Annotated in this window: 14 protein-coding genes; 6 read left to right on the top strand and 8 right to left on the bottom strand. The window is 69.1% G+C overall.

All coding sequences use genetic code 11. From position 1 onward, the window contains the following. Nucleotides 1-1,887, bottom strand: coding sequence for a tetratricopeptide repeat protein (locus tag AC1IQ6_RS04015; protein ID WP_102773996.1), 1,887 nt, complete (start codon nt 1,885-1,887; stop codon nt 1-3). Between AC1IQ6_RS04015 and mutM the strand changes: the two genes are divergently transcribed. The 4 genes from mutM to AC1IQ6_RS03995 all read left to right on the top strand — a co-directional run bounded on the left by mutM (nt 1,886) and on the right by AC1IQ6_RS03995 (nt 5,811). After that, nucleotides 1,886-2,713 carry a bifunctional DNA-formamidopyrimidine glycosylase/DNA-(apurinic or apyrimidinic site) lyase gene (mutM, locus tag AC1IQ6_RS04010; protein ID WP_102773997.1) on the top strand — a complete coding sequence of 276 codons (828 nt, stop codon included), beginning with the start codon at nt 1,886-1,888 and terminating at the stop codon, nt 2,711-2,713. The genes AC1IQ6_RS04015 and mutM overlap by 2 nt on opposite strands. A 138-nt stretch (nt 2,714-2,851) precedes the next feature. After that, nucleotides 2,852-3,805 carry an MBL fold metallo-hydrolase gene (locus AC1IQ6_RS04005; protein WP_102773998.1) on the top strand — a complete coding sequence of 318 codons (954 nt, stop codon included), beginning with the start codon at nt 2,852-2,854 and terminating at the stop codon, nt 3,803-3,805. 112 nt (nt 3,806-3,917) lie between these two features. Further along, nucleotides 3,918-5,597 (top strand): FAD-dependent oxidoreductase, encoded by a 1,680-nt coding sequence (locus tag AC1IQ6_RS04000; protein WP_485865879.1) that lies wholly within the window; start codon nt 3,918-3,920, stop codon nt 5,595-5,597. Between the two features lie 19 nt (nt 5,598-5,616). Next, a complete protein-coding gene (locus tag AC1IQ6_RS03995) occupies nt 5,617-5,811 on the top strand; it encodes a DUF2783 domain-containing protein (protein WP_168202182.1) in 195 nt (64 codons plus the stop codon). 104 nt (nt 5,812-5,915) lie between these two features. Here the strand turns inward: AC1IQ6_RS03995 and AC1IQ6_RS03990 are convergent, their stop codons facing one another. Next, nucleotides 5,916-6,824: a LysR family transcriptional regulator gene (locus tag AC1IQ6_RS03990; protein ID WP_102774000.1), complete on the bottom strand. Its 909-nt coding sequence runs from the start codon at nt 6,822-6,824 to the stop codon at nt 5,916-5,918. A 166-nt stretch (nt 6,825-6,990) separates the two neighbouring features. Here AC1IQ6_RS03990 and hmgA point away from each other — a divergent pair, with 166 nt between their 5' ends. Further along, nucleotides 6,991-8,289, top strand: coding sequence for a homogentisate 1,2-dioxygenase (gene hmgA / locus AC1IQ6_RS03985; protein WP_102774179.1), 1,299 nt, complete (start codon nt 6,991-6,993; stop codon nt 8,287-8,289). 108 nt (nt 8,290-8,397) lie between these two features. Further along, entirely contained in the window at nt 8,398-9,717 is a 1,320-nt protein-coding gene (gene fahA, locus AC1IQ6_RS03980; protein ID WP_102774001.1) for a fumarylacetoacetase, read from the top strand. A 22-nt stretch (nt 9,718-9,739) separates the two neighbouring features. Here fahA and yihG read toward each other — a convergent pair whose 3' ends face one another. From yihG to AC1IQ6_RS03950, 6 genes are all read right to left on the bottom strand, one after another. Continuing rightward, nucleotides 9,740-10,642, bottom strand: a complete 903-nt coding sequence (gene yihG / locus AC1IQ6_RS03975) for a 1-acylglycerol-3-phosphate O-acyltransferase, YihG family (RefSeq protein ID WP_485866545.1) — start codon at nt 10,640-10,642, stop codon at nt 9,740-9,742. A gap of 200 nt (nt 10,643-10,842) precedes the next feature. Continuing rightward, entirely contained in the window at nt 10,843-12,738 is a 1,896-nt protein-coding gene (locus AC1IQ6_RS03970; protein WP_485865878.1) for an LTA synthase family protein, read from the bottom strand. Nucleotides 12,739-12,865: 127 nt separating this feature from the next. Then, on the bottom strand, nt 12,866-13,594 hold the full coding sequence (locus AC1IQ6_RS03965; RefSeq protein WP_102774003.1) for a FadR/GntR family transcriptional regulator: 729 nt from the start codon (nt 13,592-13,594) through the stop codon (nt 12,866-12,868). Nucleotides 13,595-13,689: 95 nt separating this feature from the next. Further along, nucleotides 13,690-14,394 carry a phosphatase PAP2 family protein gene (locus AC1IQ6_RS03960; RefSeq protein WP_485865877.1) on the bottom strand — a complete coding sequence of 235 codons (705 nt, stop codon included), beginning with the start codon at nt 14,392-14,394 and terminating at the stop codon, nt 13,690-13,692. A 63-nt stretch (nt 14,395-14,457) separates the two neighbouring features. Beyond that, nucleotides 14,458-15,804, bottom strand: coding sequence for a sensor histidine kinase (locus AC1IQ6_RS03955; protein ID WP_102774005.1), 1,347 nt, complete (start codon nt 15,802-15,804; stop codon nt 14,458-14,460). Beyond that, entirely contained in the window at nt 15,801-16,517 is a 717-nt protein-coding gene (locus AC1IQ6_RS03950) for a response regulator transcription factor (protein ID WP_102774006.1), read from the bottom strand. Before AC1IQ6_RS03950 ends, AC1IQ6_RS03955 begins: the two co-directional genes overlap by 4 nt. Nucleotides 16,518-16,526: the final 9 nt, after the last annotated feature.

Here is a 16,526-nt window from a genome sequence, read left to right as displayed (position 1 = left end):
TCACAGTCCGACCCCCAGGCGCTTGATCACGTCCTGGACGGTCTTGTTCTTCGGGTCCTTCTGCTTGGCGGCGCGCAGCAGTTCCACGGCCTGGTCGCGCTTGCCCTGGCTCCAGAGCACTTCGGCCAGGTGGGCCGCGATATCGGCCTCGGGACGCACGCTGTAGGCGCGGCGCAGGTAGTCGGCGGCGGCGGTGGAGTCGCCCATCCGGTACTTGACCCAGCCCATGCTGTCCAGGATGAAGGGATCGTTGGGCGCCAGCTCCAGCGCCTGGGTGATCAGGTCCAGGGCCTCGGACAGGCGCTGGTTGTGGTCGGCCAGCGTGTAGCCCAGCGCGTTGTAGGCGTGCGCGTGGTCGGGGTCCAGCGCGATGACCTGGCGCAGCATGCGCTCCAGGTCGGCGAGGCGGTTCTGGCGCTCGTAGAGCATGGCCAGTTCGTATTTGATCTCGACCGTGTCCGGCATGGCCTGGTCGGCCTCTTCGAGCACCGAGACGGCCTGCGATACGCGATCGGCGTCGCGCAGAATCTGGGCCTTGGTCAGCACGCCCAGCGTGCGTTCCTCGTCGTCCTGGGGGCCGGCGGCGTCGATCATGGAGAGCGCGCCGTCGACGTTGCCGCTCTTGGCGCGCAGCACCGCCTGGCGCATGCGCACGGAATAGCGCAGGGTCGGATCGTCGATGCGGCCGAGTTCGGCGATGGCGTCGTCGTACTGGCCCTGGTCCTCGGCGATGCGGGCCAGCAGCACGTGGGCGTCGGCGGCCGCCGCGCCGGCGTCGGTGGCGCCCGGCACGGTGGCGCGCTGGCGCTGGTTCTGCACGTCCAGGTACTGCTGCAGCAGCGATTTGGCCTGCGGCAGCTGGCCGGCCTTGTAGGCGAGCTGGGCCTGCATGAAGAGCAGGTCGAAATCTTCCGGGGCGCGGCGCGACATGGCCTGCAGTTCGGCCAGCGCGCCGTTGTAGTCGCCGCCGTCGGCCAGTTGGCCGGCCAGCATCAGGCGCACCTTGCGGGCGTTGGGATTGCGGGCGATGTAGGCGCGGGCCTCGGCCTGCGCGCGCTGCGGATCGATCTTGGCGCCGTATTCCAGCACGCGCAGCGCGGCCGCCTCGGAGCGGGGCTCGCCTGCCAGCGCGGCGCGCGCCTCCTGGGCGGCGCGCGGGTAGTCGCCGGCGGCGGAGGCCACGTCGGCCAGCGCCAGGTGCGCGGCGGGCAGCTTGCGCACGCTGTCGCTGAAGGATTCGTCGAGGATGCGCAGGGCCAGGCGGCGGTCGTTGAGGCGGCTGAGCACGGCCAGGGCCTGGCCGATGGCGGCGGTCTTGTCGCGCGAGGCGTCGATGCGGTTGCGCAGCGCCTGCGACAGGCCTTTGGTCTGGCCGTTGGCCGCGGCCAGCGCCAGCTCGGTCGAACTGGCCTCCACGTCGTTGGGCGACAGGCGCGCCCAGACCCGCGCGGCTTCAAGCGCGCCGGGCAGGTTGCCGCCGGCGAGCTGGAACTCCAGGGCGCGGCGCGCCAGGCGCGGATCGCTGGTGTCTCGGGCCAGGGACAGCATGGTGGCGGCCGCCGAACCGTACATGCCGCGCTGCGCGGCGATCTCGGAGGCCAGCACGCGATAAAAGATGTCGGCGGTCAGCGATACATAGGGTAACTGGCCTGGGCGCAGGCGGATCACCTCGGTTTCAGGCTGACGGCTCTGGGGCGCCATGCGGGGGCCGGTCGCATCGCGGGTCCGGCTGTCGGCGGCCTGCGCCGGCGGGGTCAGTATTGCTGCCAGCGCAACGGCCAGCGCGGCAATCCCGAGGTTCATTGGTTTGAAAGACGACTTCACGCGGCCCGTCCGGTTGATGGCACAATCTTCGTACACGCAATTGATGATCTTACACTGGCTCATGCCGGAACTGCCTGAAGTCGAAACCACGCGTCGGGGAATCGACGCCGTCATCACCGGCCGCACCCTGCAGCGGCTGGTCATCCATGAATCCCGCATGCGCTGGCCGATACCGCCCGATTTGCCGGCGCTGGTCGGCGGACGCGCGGTGCTGGAATGCGCGCGCCGCGGCAAGTATCTGCTGCTGCGCTTCGAGCATGGCACCCAGATAGTGCATCTGGGCATGTCGGGGTCGCTGCGCAGCGTGCCCCCGGGGGAATTCCTGCGCAAGCACGACCACGTCGAGTGGGTTTTCGACCAGGCGGTGCTGCGGCTGCACGATCCGCGGCGCTTCGGCGCGGTGCTGTGGCATCCGCAGGCCGACGGCCCCATCGAAGCCCATCCGCTGCTGGCCAAGCTGGGCATCGAACCCTTCGATCCGCGTTTCGACGGCGCCTGGCTGCACCGCCACTTCAAGAACCACGGCGCGGCCGTCAAGCAGGTGCTGCTGGCCGGCATGGCGGTGGTGGGCGTGGGCAATATCTATGCGTCGGAAAGCCTGTTCCGCGCCCGCATCAACCCCAAGACGCCGGCCAACAAGCTGTCGGCGGCCCGCTGCGAGCGGCTGGCCGACATGGTGCGCGCCACCCTGGCCGACGCCCTGACCTCGGGCGGCAGCACGCTGCGCGACTATGTCGGGGCCACCGGCGAGCCGGGCGCCTACTTCCAGATCCACGCCGCGGTCTACGAACGCGAGGGCCAGCCGTGCCGGGTCTGCGCCACGCCGATCCGGCGCTTCGTGCAGGGCCAGCGCGCCACGTACTACTGTCCGAAATGCCAGAGAAACTGAGCCGGCGCCGCCACGCAATCCACGGGAAATCCCTGTAAAAACAGGGGTATTTGTTTATAGCAAACGTATTGCACAAACACTAACGCCGGGCTATATTCCTTCCACACCCCTATTCCTATAAAAGCGGAAGGAGCCTCCATGAGCAAGCAATTCGCCTCGCACGCCGACCTGGCAGACAAGGTCGTCTCGTTCGAAAAACTGTCCGACAACGCCTATGCCTACACCGCCGAAGGCGACCCCAACACGGGCGTGATCATCGGCGACGAGGCCGTCATGGTGGTCGACACCCAGGCCACGCCGGTCATGGCCCAGGACGTAATCCGCCGCATCCGCGAAGTCACCGACAAGCCCATCAAGTACATCCTGCTGTCGCACTACCACGCGGTGCGCGTGTTCGGCGCGTCGGCCTACAACGCCCAGGAAATCCTGGCCAGCCGCGACACCTACGACCTGATCGCCGAGCGCGGCGAGCAGGACAAGGCCAGCGAGATCGGCCGCTTCCCGCGCCTGTTCCGCAACGCCGAATCGATCCCGCCCGGCCTGGTCTGGCCGACCATGACGTTCAAGGGCGAAATGACCGTCAACCTGGGCAATCTGGAAGTCAAGCTGCTGCAGGTGGGCCGCGGCCACACCAAGGGCGACACCATTGCCTGGCTGCCCGAGCAGAAGATCCTGTTCGCCGGCGACCTGGTCGAATACCAGTCCACGCCCTACTGCGGCGACGCCTATTTCCGCGACTGGCCGACCACGCTGGACACGCTGGCCGGCTTCGAGGCCGAAAAGATGGTGCCCGGCCGCGGCCCGGCGCTGAAGAACGCCACCGAGGTCCGCCAGGGCCTGGCCGGCACGCGCGCCTTCCTGACCGACCTGTACGGCGCGGTCAACCGCGGCGTGGCCGAGGGCAAGGACCTGAAGACGATCTACCGCGAGGTCTACGACTTCATGAAGCCGCGCTACAGCGACTGGGTGATCTTCGACCACTGCATGCCGTTCGACGTGTCGCGCGCCTACGACGAGGCCACCGGCTACAACGATCCGCGCATCTGGACCGACAAGCGCGACCTGGAGATGTGGGCGCAGCTGGAGGGCTGAGCCCGCGGGCCGCGAGCCGCGGCCCCGCCATCGCAGGAACCGGTACAGCGCGCCGCGGCGCGGCGCGCCGATGCCGCGCATAAAAGCAAAACGACCCACACAGGAGACAACCGTGGGAGACATCGATTTCCAGGCGATGGAGTTCGCCTATGAGAAGCACGCCGACCAGGAAGCCAGCGAATTGGCGCGGCACCGGGTCGTCATCGTGGGCGCCGGCCCGGTCGGGCTGACCACGGCGCTGGACCTGGCCCGCCAGGGCGTGCGCGTGGTGCTGCTGGACGACGACTACCGCCTGTCCACCGGCTCGCGCGCCATCTGTTTTTCCAAGCGCACGCTGGAGATCTGGGACCGCCTGGGCGTGGGCCAGCGCATGATGGACAAAGGCGTGTCGTGGAACGTGGGCAAGGTCTTCTTCCGCGAGCAGGAAGTCTGGCGCTTCGACCTGCTGCCCGAACCCGGCCACCGCCGCCCGGCCTTCATCAACCTGCAGCAGTATTACGCCGAAGGCTATCTGTACGAGCAGGCGAGCCAGGAACCGAACATCGAGCTGCGCTGGAAAAACAAGGTCGTGGCCGTGGAGCACGGCGAGGACGGCGTGACGCTGAGCGTGGAGACGCCCGACGGCGCCTACCGGCTGCACGCGGACTGGCTGGTGGCCTGCGACGGCGCGCGTTCGCCGGTGCGCAAGCTGATCGGCCAGGAAAGCCACGGCCGCATCTTCCGCGACCGCTTCCTGATCGCCGACGTCAAGATGCAGGCCGACTTCCCGACCGAACGCTGGTTCTGGTTCGACCCGCCCTTCCATCCCAACCAGTCCGTGCTGCTGCACCGCCAGCCCGACAACGTCTGGCGCATCGACTTCCAGCTGGGCTGGAACGCCGACCCGGTCGAGGCCGTCAAGCCGGAGAACGTGCTGCCGCGCATCCGCGCCCTGCTCGGCCCGGACACGGGTTTCGAGCTGGAATGGGTCAGCGTCTACACCTTCGCCTGTGAGCGCATGGACAAGTTCCGCCACGGCCGCATCGTGTTCGCCGGCGACTCGGCGCACCGCGTTTCGCCGTTCGGCGCGCGCGGCGCCAACAGCGGCGTGCAGGACGCGGAAAACCTGGCGTGGAAGCTGAAGCTGGTGCTGGCCGGCCGGGCGCCCGAAACGCTGATCGACAGCTACGCCGTCGAACGCGAATACGCCGCCGACGAGAACATCCTGAACTCCTCGCGCGCCACCGATTTCATCACGCCCAAGAGCGACGTCAGCCGCAGCTTCCGCAACGCGGTGCTGAACCTGGCCAAGACCCATCCCTTCGCGCGCTCGCTGGTCAACAGCGGCCGCCTGTCGCTGCCGGCCACGTACGCCGGCTCGCCGCTGAACACGCCGGACGCCGACGCCTTCTCCGGCCGCATGGTGCCGGGCGCGGTGGCGCTGGACGCGCCGATCGAGTCGCGCGGCGCGCCGGACTGGTGGCTGGGACAACTGGACGGCGAGTTCGTGCTGGCGCTCTTCTGCGGCGACGCCCTGCCCGGCCGCGACACGCTGCAGGCCCTGCAGGCGCTGCGCCTGGCGCCGGTGCCGGTCAAGGCCGTGCTGGTGGCCGGCCCGCAATGCGACCTGTCGGCGCTGCCCGGCGAGCTGCCGGCGGTGATCGACCGCGAGGGTTGCCTGGGCCAGCGCTACGACGCGCAGCCCGGCACCGCCTACCTGATCCGACCCGACCAGCACATCGCGGCGCGCTGGCGCGCCTTCGATGCCGCCGCCGTCGCCGCGGCCGTCAACCGCGCCACCGGCCGCGCCTGAACTCCTGGGGCCACACATCATGCTGATTACCGAAACCAACCTGCCCGCGCCGGACGACTTCTACGAAGCGCTGATCGACACGCACCGCGACCTCAGCAACGAGCAAAGCCAGGAACTGAACGCCGCGCTGATCCTGTTGCTGGCCAACCACCTGGGCGACATGGCCGTGCTGCGCGAAGCGCTACAACACGCCCGCGCATCCGTCGCCCCGTAGGATGGGTGCAGCGCGAGAATCCATAGCCAAGAACCCAATCATCGAACGCGCGAAACCCATCAGGCGGCGCCAGCCGCCGCCTTTCGTGGCAAGAGACACCCCCCTCACCGCCCCACCGCGAACGTATCCACGATCACCCCCCTCAGCCACTGGTTCCCGCTGTCCCGGTCCACCCTGCGCTGCCAGTACATATTGGTCTGCAGCGCGGGCACTTTTATCGGCGGCGTCATGAAGCGCAACCCGAAAGGCGGCGCGGCGCTGGCGGCGAGTTTTTCGGGCACGGTGGCCAGCAGGTCGGTGGCGCTGACGATGTACGGCACCGCGGAAAAGTGCGGGACGCTGAAATGCTCGGCCAGGTCCACGCCCGCGCGCTCCATGGACTGGTTGACCTGCCCATAGGGCGCGGCGCGCGAGACGATCAGGTGGCGCTCGGCGCGGAACGCCTTGATGCCCATGCCGGCGTGCGCGGTCGGGTGCGCCTGGCGGAACAGCGTGGCGTAGCCCTGGCGAAACAGCATGCGCTGCAGCGTGCCGGCGCCCATTTCGTCGAAGGCGCCGATGGCCAGGTCGACGCGGCCGGATTCCATTTCGCGCGGCAGGTCCGGACCCTGCACGCGCACCGAGTCGATGCGCACGTGCGGCGCGACCTGCACGCAGACCTCCATCAGCCTGGGCATGAAATGGATCTCGCCCACGTCCGTCATCGCGACCCGGAAGCGGCGCGTGCTGGTGGCGGCGTCGAACACTTCCTGGTCGCGCAGCGCCTGCGACAGCACGGTCAGCGCCTCGCTGACCGGCCCGGCCAGGCGCTGCGCGCGCGGCGTGGGCAGCATGCCCTGTCCCGTACGCACGAACAGGTCGTCGCCAAAGGCTTCGCGCAGGCGCCGCAGGCCGTTGCTGACCGCCGGCTGCGACAGGTCCATGCGGCGCGCCACGGCCGACAGGTTGCGGTCCTCCAGCAGGTGCTGGAACAGCAGCAGCAGGTTCAGATCGACGTCGCGCAGCTCGGCCATGAGGGTTCCTGTTATTCACAAAATTTATAGTCTCTATTTTTACATTCCCGTAGCCGCAAGAGGGTTTTTTTCCGACAATAAGGTATCGCCCCTCGGCCGCGCCGCGGGGCTTGTCTCTGAAACAGGCCGCGCGGCCATGCACCGCGCCGCCGCCCAGGAGGATTCAATGGAACTGCAATACCAGACCGGCTTCGGCAACGATTGCGCCACCGAGGCCCTGCCCGGCGCGCTGCCGCTGGGCCGCAATTCGCCCCAGCAATGCCCTTACGGCCTGTACGCCGAGCAGCTGTCGGGCACCGCCTTCACCGCGCCGCGCAGCGAGAACCGCCGCTCCTGGCTCTACCGCATCCGTCCTGGCGCGCAGCACAAGCCCTTCGAGCCCTACGCCGGCGCCGCGGGCTGGCTCAGCGCCTTCGGCCACGGTCCGGTGACGCCGAACCAGCTGCGCTGGAGCCCGATGCCCATTCCCGAAGCCCCCACCGACTTCCTGGAAGGCATCAAGACCTGGGGCGGCAACGGCGGCCCCGACGAACAGGGCGGCGTGGGCATTCACCTGTACGCGGCCAACCGCTCTATGCAGGGCCGCTATTTCTACGACGCCGACGGCGAGCTGCTGCTGGTGCCGCAGCAGGGCCGCCTGCGCCTGGCCACGGAACTCGGCCTGATCGACCTGGAGCCGCTGGAAATCGCGGTCATCCCGCGCGGCGTGCGCTTCCGCGTCGAACTGCTGGACGGCTCGGCGCGCGGCTACATGCTGGAGAACTTCGGCGCGGCGCTGCGCCTGCCCGAACTGGGCCCCATCGGTTCGAACTGCCTGGCCAACTCGCGCGACTTCAAGACGCCGGTGGCCTGGTACGAGGACGTGGAAGGCGATTTCGAGCTGATCGCCAAGTTCACCGGCGGCTTCTGGCGCGCCGCCATCGACCATTCGCCCCTGAACGTGGTGGCCTGGCACGGCACGCATGCGCCGTACAAGTACGACCTGCGCAACTTCAACACCATCGGCTCGATCAGCTACGACCATCCGGACCCGTCGATCTTCACGGTGCTGACCGCGCCCTCGGACACCCCGGGCACGGCCAACATGGACTTCGCGATCTTCCCGCCGCGCATCCTGGCCATGGAGAACACCTTCCGGCCGCCCTGGTTCCACCGCAACGTCGCCAGCGAATTCATGGGCCTGATCCAGGGCGTCTACGACGCCAAGGCCGACGGCTTCGCCCCCGGCGGCGCCAGCCTGCACAATTGCATGAGCGGCCACGGGCCGGACGCGGAAACCTTCGAGAAGGCCTCGCACGCCGACACCGGCAAGGCGCACTACATCCGCGACACGATGGCGTTCATGTTCGAGACGCGCCGCGTGATCCGCCCGACGGAACAGGCGCTGGCCTCGGTAGAATTGCAGGGCGACTATTACCGCTGCTGGCAGGGCCTGGCCAAGCACTTCGACCCCAGCAAGGCGTGACGGGAAAGCTCCGGTTTTCCCCGTATGCGGCGATGCGCGCAAGCGCATCGCCGTTTGGCATTTGTCCGGCCACGGCCACCCCATCACTACACAGAGAGACACGCAGCCATGACTACCCCCATCAATGAAACCCACGACCCGTCCTTGAAGAGCTGGGTCGCCAGCGCCAACACGGGCGTCTCGGATTTCCCGGTGCAGAACCTGCCCTACGCGTCGTTCCGCCGCAAGGGCTCGGCCGAGCCGTTCCGCGTGGGCGTCGCCATCGGCGACCAGATCCTGGACCTGTCGGCGCTGGCCGCCAAGCAGCCCTTCGAAGGCCAGGCCGCGCAAGCGCTGGCCGCCTGCGCCTGCGACAGCCTGAACGGGCTGATGGCGCTGGGCCAGGCCCACTGGAGCGCGCTGCGCCTGGCGCTGTCGCGCGCGCTGCGCGAAGGCGCGGCGCTGCGCGCCACCGTCGAGCCGCTGCTGGTGGCCCAGGCCGACGCGGAATACGCCACGCCGGCGCGCATCGGCGACTACACCGACTTCTACATCTCGGTGCACCACGCCACCGCGGTGGGCAAGCAGTTCCGCCCCGACAATCCCCTGCTGCCGAACTACAAGTGGGTGCCCATCGGCTACCACGGCCGCGCCTCCAGCATCGGCGTGGACCAGAAGTTCCCGCGCCCGGTCGGCCAGACCCGCCCGGCCAACGAAGGCGAAACGCCGCAGTTCGGCCCCTGCGCCCGCCTGGACTACGAGCTGGAGCTGGGCATCTTCGTGGGCACCGGCAATCCCCAGGGCGAGCGTATCGGCCTGGCCGACGCCGAATCGCACGTGTTCGGCCTGTGCATCCTGAACGACTGGTCGGCGCGCGACATCCAGGCCTGGGAATACCAGCCGCTGGGGCCCTTCCTGTCCAAGAACTTCGCCTCCACGATTTCGCCCTGGGTCGTCACCATGGAAGCGCTGGAGCCGTTCCGCACCCAATGGGTGCGCGGCCCGTCCGAACCGCAGCCGCTGCCCTACCTGTCGTCCGACGCCAACCGCGCCAAGGGCGCTTTCGACGTGCAGATGCACGTGCTGATGGCCACCGACAAGTCGCGCGCCGAACAACTGCCGCCCGCCGAACTGTCGAGCAGCAACTTCCGCGACGCCTACTGGAACGTGGCGCAGCTGGTCACGCACCACACGGTCAACGGCTGCAACCTGCAGCCGGGCGACCTGCTGGGCACGGGCACCCTGTCGGGTCCACAGCCGTCCGAGGCCGGTTCGCTGCTGGAGCTGAGCAACGGCGGCAAAACGCCGATCGAGCTGCCCTGGGGCGAAAAGCGCACCTTCCTGCAGGACGGCGACCAGATCATCATCCGCGCCGAATGCGTGAAGGCGGGCTATCCGCGCATCGGCTTCGGCGAAAGCTCGGGCACCGTGCTGCCGGCGCGCATGTAATCGAAGGCGGCGGCGCGCGCGCTCAGTCGGGGCGGCGCGCCATCAGCCGCTCGATCTCGTCGTCCTTGGCCTGCCACTGCTCCCCCAGCCAATGGTGGAAGGTGGCGCGAAAGGCCTTGTCGCGGGAATAGTCGGCCTCGCAGAAGGCCGGCGGCACCGGCAGCTGCCTCATGCGCACGGCCACGGGGCCTGCGCGGCCGCAGGCGAAATCCCAGAAGCTGGGTATGCCCTCGGGATAAACGATGGTGGCGTCTATCATCGAGCGGAAACGCGCGCCCATGGCGTTCAGCGCCACCGCCAGCCCGCCCGCCTTGGGCTTGAGCAGATGGCGGTACGGCGAGGACTGCGCGACGCGCTTGACTTCGCTGAAGCGCGTGCCTTCGGCAAACACCATCACGCTGGTCGGCACCAGCGAAAACTTGGCGCAGGCGCGCCTCGCGGCTTCCTGGTCCTCGCGCCCCAGCGCCGGATTGCGGCGCAGCTCGGCCTTGCCGTGGCGCTTCATGAACGGAAAATCCAGCGCCCACCACGCCAGCCCGATCACCGGCACGTAGATCAGCTGCTGCTTGAGAAAGAACTTCAGAAGCGGAATGCGCCGGTTCAGCGTGCGTTGCAGAACGAAGATGTCGACCCAGGACTGGTGGTTGCAATTGACCAGATACCAGTCCGCGTAGCGCAGCCCGGCGTTGCCGCGCACGTCCCAGGGCGCGTGCTGTATCCAGGCCAGCCAGCCCGCGTTGCACGACACCCAGGCGGTGGCGATGGCGTTGAGCACCGGATCGACCAGCCGCCTGACCGCGGCGAAAGGCAGCAGCAGCTTGAGCAGCGCCACCGGAAACAGCAGCAGGCACCAGAACAGCGTGCTGGCGGCCAGCAGCGCCACGCTGACCACGCCGGTCAGCCAGGCCAGCCGGCCGCGCGGCACGGGCAAGGGACGGCGCCGGGACGTGCGCCGCGGCAGCGCGTCGGCGAGATCGGCCGCGCGGGCCGGGTCCGCGGAGCGGTCCGCTGAGGAATGGTCTGGAATATGCATGGACGCCAGTGTGCGGCCGGCGCGCGAAAAACGGCTTGCGCGCGATCAAGCCGGCCGGCATGGGGCAGCGCCCCGTCCCGGCCGACCCGGCCTCAGGGCAGGCGGTATTTCTCTTCGCGATAGGCCCAGCTGGCCCACAGCGCGTGCGCCAGGGCTTCCCGCGTGAGCTGCGGGTCCGCCGGCAGCACCGGCTCGTAGACCTCGTCGCGGCCCACCGGCGCGGCCTCGTAGCGGAATTCCTTGGGCGACTTGGACGGCTCCAGCACCAGCAGCTTGTCGCCCCGGAGGTAACCGAAGTTGTCCGCGTACTGCATGATGGCCCGGTTCGGATCGCGCTGCGTCAGGTCCGCCCCCAGCATCGGGTTGACGTTGTCCAGCCCGATCAGCGAGAGCAGCGTGGGCGCCATGTCGATCTGGCTGACCAGGCGCTGGTCCTGGCGCGGCGCGATGCCCGCTCCCAGGATCAGCGCCGGGATCTGGAAATGCCGCACCGGCACCGGAATCGAGCCGTAGACGCGCGAATCGTGATCGGCGATCACCAGGAACACGGTGTTGTTCCAGTACGGCGCCTGCCTGGCCTTGTCGAAGAACTGCCCCAGCGCCCAGTCCGCGTAGCGCACCGTGTTATCCACCGTGGCGGGATCGCCCACCGGCGTGATGCGCCCGGCGGGGTATTCCCAGGGCGAGTGGTTGGTGACCGAGAACGCCAGCGTGAACACCGGCTTGTCGCCGTCGGCGCGCAGCAGGCGGTCGACCTGGTTGAACATGTCTTCGTCGGACGCGCCCCACGAGCCTTCGAACACCGGGTCCACGAACTTGGAGCGGTCCACAATTTCATCGAAGCCGTTGCCCAGGAAGAAGGCGCGCATGTTGTCGAAGTGCGATTCGCCGCCGTACACGAAGCGCGAACGGTAGCCGTGCTTGCCCAGCAGCTGCGCCAGCGTGAAGAAGCCGGTCTGCGAACGCGGCAGCTTCACCACCGCGTCGGCCACGCTGGGCGGAAAGCCCGTGGTCACCGCCTCGATCCCGCGCACCGAGCGCGTGCCGGTGGCGTAGGCGCGGTGGAACATCCAGCCCTCCTTGCCCAGCCGGTCGAGGTTCGGCGTCAGGTCGCGCCCGCCCAGGCTGCCCACGTACTGCGCGCCCAGGCTTTCCTGCAGGATGATCACTACGTTCAGGGGCTTGTCGCGGCGCACCGTGGCCTTTTGTTCGTGCAGGCTGGGATAGCGCGGGTCCAGCGGCGCGCCGGCCATGCCGGCCTTCTCGCGCACGATGGCGTTCATTTCGTCGACCGGCATGCTGGGATACATGGCGGCCGACGAGCGTTCGTCGCGCATGCGGTAGGCGGCGTCGAACACGCTGTAAAGCGAATTCAGCGCCAGCGCGTTGACCATCGCGTCGGAGCTGAACGCGACCTTGGCGGGGTTGATCGGCCGGTGCTCCAGCGTGCCGCGCGCGCCCAGGAACACCAGCGCCAGGATCGCGAACGAGGCCAGCGGCCGCTTCCACCACGCCATGAAAGGATCGCGGGCGCGGGTCGGGAACAGCCTGACCGCGATCCACGCGGCCAGCACCAGCACCACCAGCGCGGTGAACAGCACGCCCTTGTAGCCCTGCCAAAGCATGGACCCGACTTCCTTCGGGTTGAGCAGGTAGATGAAGTACAGCCGGTTCGGCCGCGTGTCGTATTCGGCGATGAACTGCGGCGTGGAGACTTCCAGCAGCACATACAGCATCCACCAGACGCGGAACCACCAGGCCGTGATGCGCGCGGCCAGCGGCCGGTGCCCGAACCAGGGCGACAGCACCGCGGGCAGCGCGATCACCATGGACATCAGGCACACGTCGATGCGCAGGCCGCCCAGCAGCAGGGGGCCGAGTCCGCCGGCGGCCTGCACCCGGTCCCACATCCAGAAGGCCAGGCCCAGGCGCGACAGCGTCAGCAGCGCCAGGATGGCAATGATGAAACGTAGCGTCAGGCGGCGCATGCAACCGCCTCCCGGCCCTGGAGAGCCTGCCCGATGAAAACGAACTTGATTGATATGCCGAGCAGAACCATGCGGCCTCGTGGTCGAAAAAAGAAGACGGGCAAGATTAACGCGGTTTGGCGCCGCCCTACTGCGCGCGCCGCAGCCGTTCGCGGCTGTTGCTCAGGTGCGTGCGCATGGCCGCGCGCGCGCCTTCGGCGTCCTGGCGCAGGACGGCGTTGTAGATGTCCTCGTGCTCGAGGTTCACCCGCGCCAGGTAGGCGGCCCGGTCCTCGTGCGCGAATTTCGCCGAATTGATGCGGGTGCGCGGGATGATGGCCGCCCCCAGGTGGGACATGAGGTCGGCGAAGTAGCGGTTGTCGGTGGCCTGCGCGATCAGCAGGTGGAACTGGAAATCCGGCGTGACCGTGTCGCCGCCGCCGTCGAGCGCGCCCTTGAACGCATCGAGCGCGCGCCGCATCTCCTGCAGCTGGGCGTCGCTGCGCCGCAGCGCGGCCAGGCTGGCGGCCTCGCTTTCCAGGCAGATGCGCAATTCCAGCAGCACCAGCACGTCGCGCACGGTGGCGATGTCGGCCGGGTCCACCCGGAAATCGCCGCCGCCGCTGGGCTCCAGCGCGTAGGTGCCCACGCCATGATGGGTCTCGACCAGGCCCGAGGCCTGGAGCCGCGACAGGGCTTCGCGCACCACGGTGCGGCTGACGCCGAATTCGCGCATGATTTCGGCTTCGGTCGGCAGCTTGTCGCCCGGCCGGATCTGGCCGCCGCGGATGCGCTGCCCGATGCTTTCGACCAGGCCCTGGGCCAGGTTGCGCGGGCGGCGCCGCGGCAGGACGGGAGGTTCGACGGGAGCGTTCATCAGAGGAATCCGGAAGCGGTTGCACAACGCGAGGCGCTGAAAAAACCGCGCCTGTCGATTATACGGTCGGGGAAATAGTTGTACGACGACCGGGGTCAGGCCTGGCCGCCACCGCGCCGGCCCACGATCAGCGGATAGAAGAACAGCGCCGCCAGCAGCCACAGCAGCGCCGCCGACCAGAGCGTCTGGCTCAGGAAATGGGCGCCCTGCAGGATGCGCACCGCGGAAAACCCCAGCCCGGCGGCGATGCCGACGGCCAGCCCCCACCAGCGCAGGGCCGGCCGCCCCAGCGACCAGCCGGCGAAATACAGCACCAGCATCGAATAGCCCGCGCCCGCATGGCCGCTGGGCAGCGCGCCGCCGGCCTTGGCGCGGGCCCAGGTCCACCAGTGCTGCGGATAGGGGGTGTAGCCGCCCAGCGTGTCCAGGTCGTAGGGACGCGGCAGCGTGGTGTGGTGCTTCAGCGCCTGCACCAACATCTGCCCCGCCAGGCAGGTGGCGGCCACGGCCAGCGCCGGCGCGCGCCAGCGCCGCCATGCCGGGATGCGGTAGCTGGCCGCCGCGACCGCCACCGCGGCCAGCGCCATGCGGTGCCCGATCAGTTCCAGCCAGCGGTTGGCGCGCAGCGGGAAGTCGTCCAGCGCCGGATCGAACAGCGCGGCGGCGATGCGCAGGTCCAGCCCCGAGGCGTTGGCCCACCAGGCCAGGCCGGCCAGCGCCAGCGTCACGGCGATGACGTGGGTAAACAGGTATGAGGCGGCCGTCGGCGCGCGCAGCGCGGGCAACGTCAGGGGCGGCATGGTCGAGGACGGAAGGAGCTTCGGGCAAACGAAAAGCGTAAGCCGCCGAAAGTCGAAATTTCGTCAAATTCGGGGCTGCGCGGCCCCCTGGCCCTCGCCGGTGTCCTCGAAGCGCAACATGAAGCGGGTGCCGCGCGCCTGGCCCTCGCGGGCGGACTCGACGCCGAGCGACCAGCCCTGCATGTCACAGACGCGCTTGGCGATCGCCAGGCCCAGCCCGCGCGCCGTCTCCTCGGCCGCGCCCCCGCCCGCATCCCGCATGCGGCCGCTGTAGTAGCGGCGGAACAGGAACGGCAGGTCGTCGGCGGCGATGCCCTTGCCGTCGTCGGCCAATTCCAGCCCGCCGTCGTCGGCCAGGCGCGCGGTCAGCGTGGCCGGCGCGGCATGCTCCATCGCGTTGCGCACCAGGTTGCGCAGCACCGTCAGCAGCGCGTAGCGGTCCAGCGTGCGGACGTGCCCGGCCGCGATCCGGTTGTCGAACCGCAGCCCGGCCTGCGCCGCCTGGGCCTCGTAGCCGCGCCAGGCGTCCTCCATGCAGGCGGCCAGGTCCACGGGCTCCGGCTCGCGCAGCTGGTCGCGCGCCATCGCGCGGGCGCTTTCCAGGCTGACGATGACGTCGTCCACGTTGTTCACCACGCGCGCCAGGCGCTCGCGCTGGTCCGGGGTCAGCGTCTGGGTCAGCAGCATCAGCTCGCTGTCCGAGCGGATCGCGGCCAGCGGCGTGCGCACTTCGTGGCTCAGGTTGCCGGCGAATTCGCGCTCGCGGGCGATGGAGCGGTCGACCTGGTTCTGCACCCGGTTGAAGGCCTCGATCAGGCGGCCGGCCTCGTCGTCGCGCGTGACGGCCATGTCGGGCGCGCCCGGCGCCCAGGTCGCCAGCCGGTCGGTCAGGTCCAGCAGCGGGCTGACCGCGACCGCGGCCACGCGCCGCGACAGCGCATAGGCGCCCACCACGCAGATGGCGCCCACCCCCAGCACGATCAGGCCGAAGTCGTGGACCCGCTCTTCGTTGTCCGTGGCGTCGTACAGCAGGTAGACCTTGCCGCGGCCGGTGTCGGCCACCATGACGTGCCAGGTGTAGGGGCCGGGCTCGATCAGGTGCAGGCCGCTGTCCAGCGCCAGGATTTCCTCGGGAATGCCTTCGGGGCGGTTGCCGTCCACGCTCATCCAGGCGCGCATGGCGCCGCCCAGCTCGCGCACGCCCGTGCGCGGCAGAAAGCCGTCGCTGACCCGCGCATGCTGGACCAGCCGGTCCATTTCGGTGTTGAGGATGTCGTTGACCAGATCGTCTTCCATCTGGTCGAAGGTCAGGTAGGCCAGCAGCGCCAGCGCGGTCACGAACAGCGCCACCGTGCCGGTCAGCGCCCATACCACCCGCTGGGTCAGGGTGCCGCCGGCGGCCGGCGTCATGGCGCCGCCCCGTTGTCCAGCGACAGGCGCCAGCCGGTGCCGTGTATGGTCTCGATGCCGTCGAAGCCCGCGTCGGCCAGCGCCCGGCGCAGCAGGTGCACCTGGCTGCGCAGCGCGTCGGAGGACGGCGGCTCGTTGCCCCACAGCACCGATTCCAGTTCCTCGCGCGAGACCACCCTGCCCGGATCGCGCAGCAATGCTTCGATGATGAGGCCGGCCTTGCGCGTCAGATGCACCGGCTGGCCATGGACCGACACCTCGCGGCTGCGGGTGTCGTATTGCAGCGGGCCGAAGGTGCGCACCGAATCCACGGTCGAGCCCTGGGCGCGCTGGATCAGCGCAAGCAGGCGCGCCTCGACCTCCAGCAGCGCGAAGGGCTTGGTGAGGTAGTCGTCGGCGCCGTGCGAGAAGCCGGCCAGCTTGTCTTCCAGGCTGTCGCGCGCGGTCAGCATCAGCACCGGCAGGGCCAGGCGCCGCTCGTTGCGCAGCGTGTGCAGCACGGCGTTGCCGTCCATGCCGGGCAGGCCGATGTCCAGGATCAGCGCGTCGAAACGCTGTTCCGCCAGCCGCTGCAGCGCCGCCGGCCCGGAATAGGCCGTGTCCGGCAGAAAGCCTCGGGCTTCCAGGAAGGTGTACAGATTGCCGGCGATGACAGGGTCGTCCTCGACGATCAGGACTCTGCAATTCGCGCCCGCTGCGGGACTGGCTGCCATGGTCGGGGT

Source organism: Achromobacter sp. MUI-25009338 (assembly GCF_057359325.1).
Note: the sequence above shows the minus strand (reverse complement) of the source record. Positions and strands in the feature narration are given on the sequence as shown.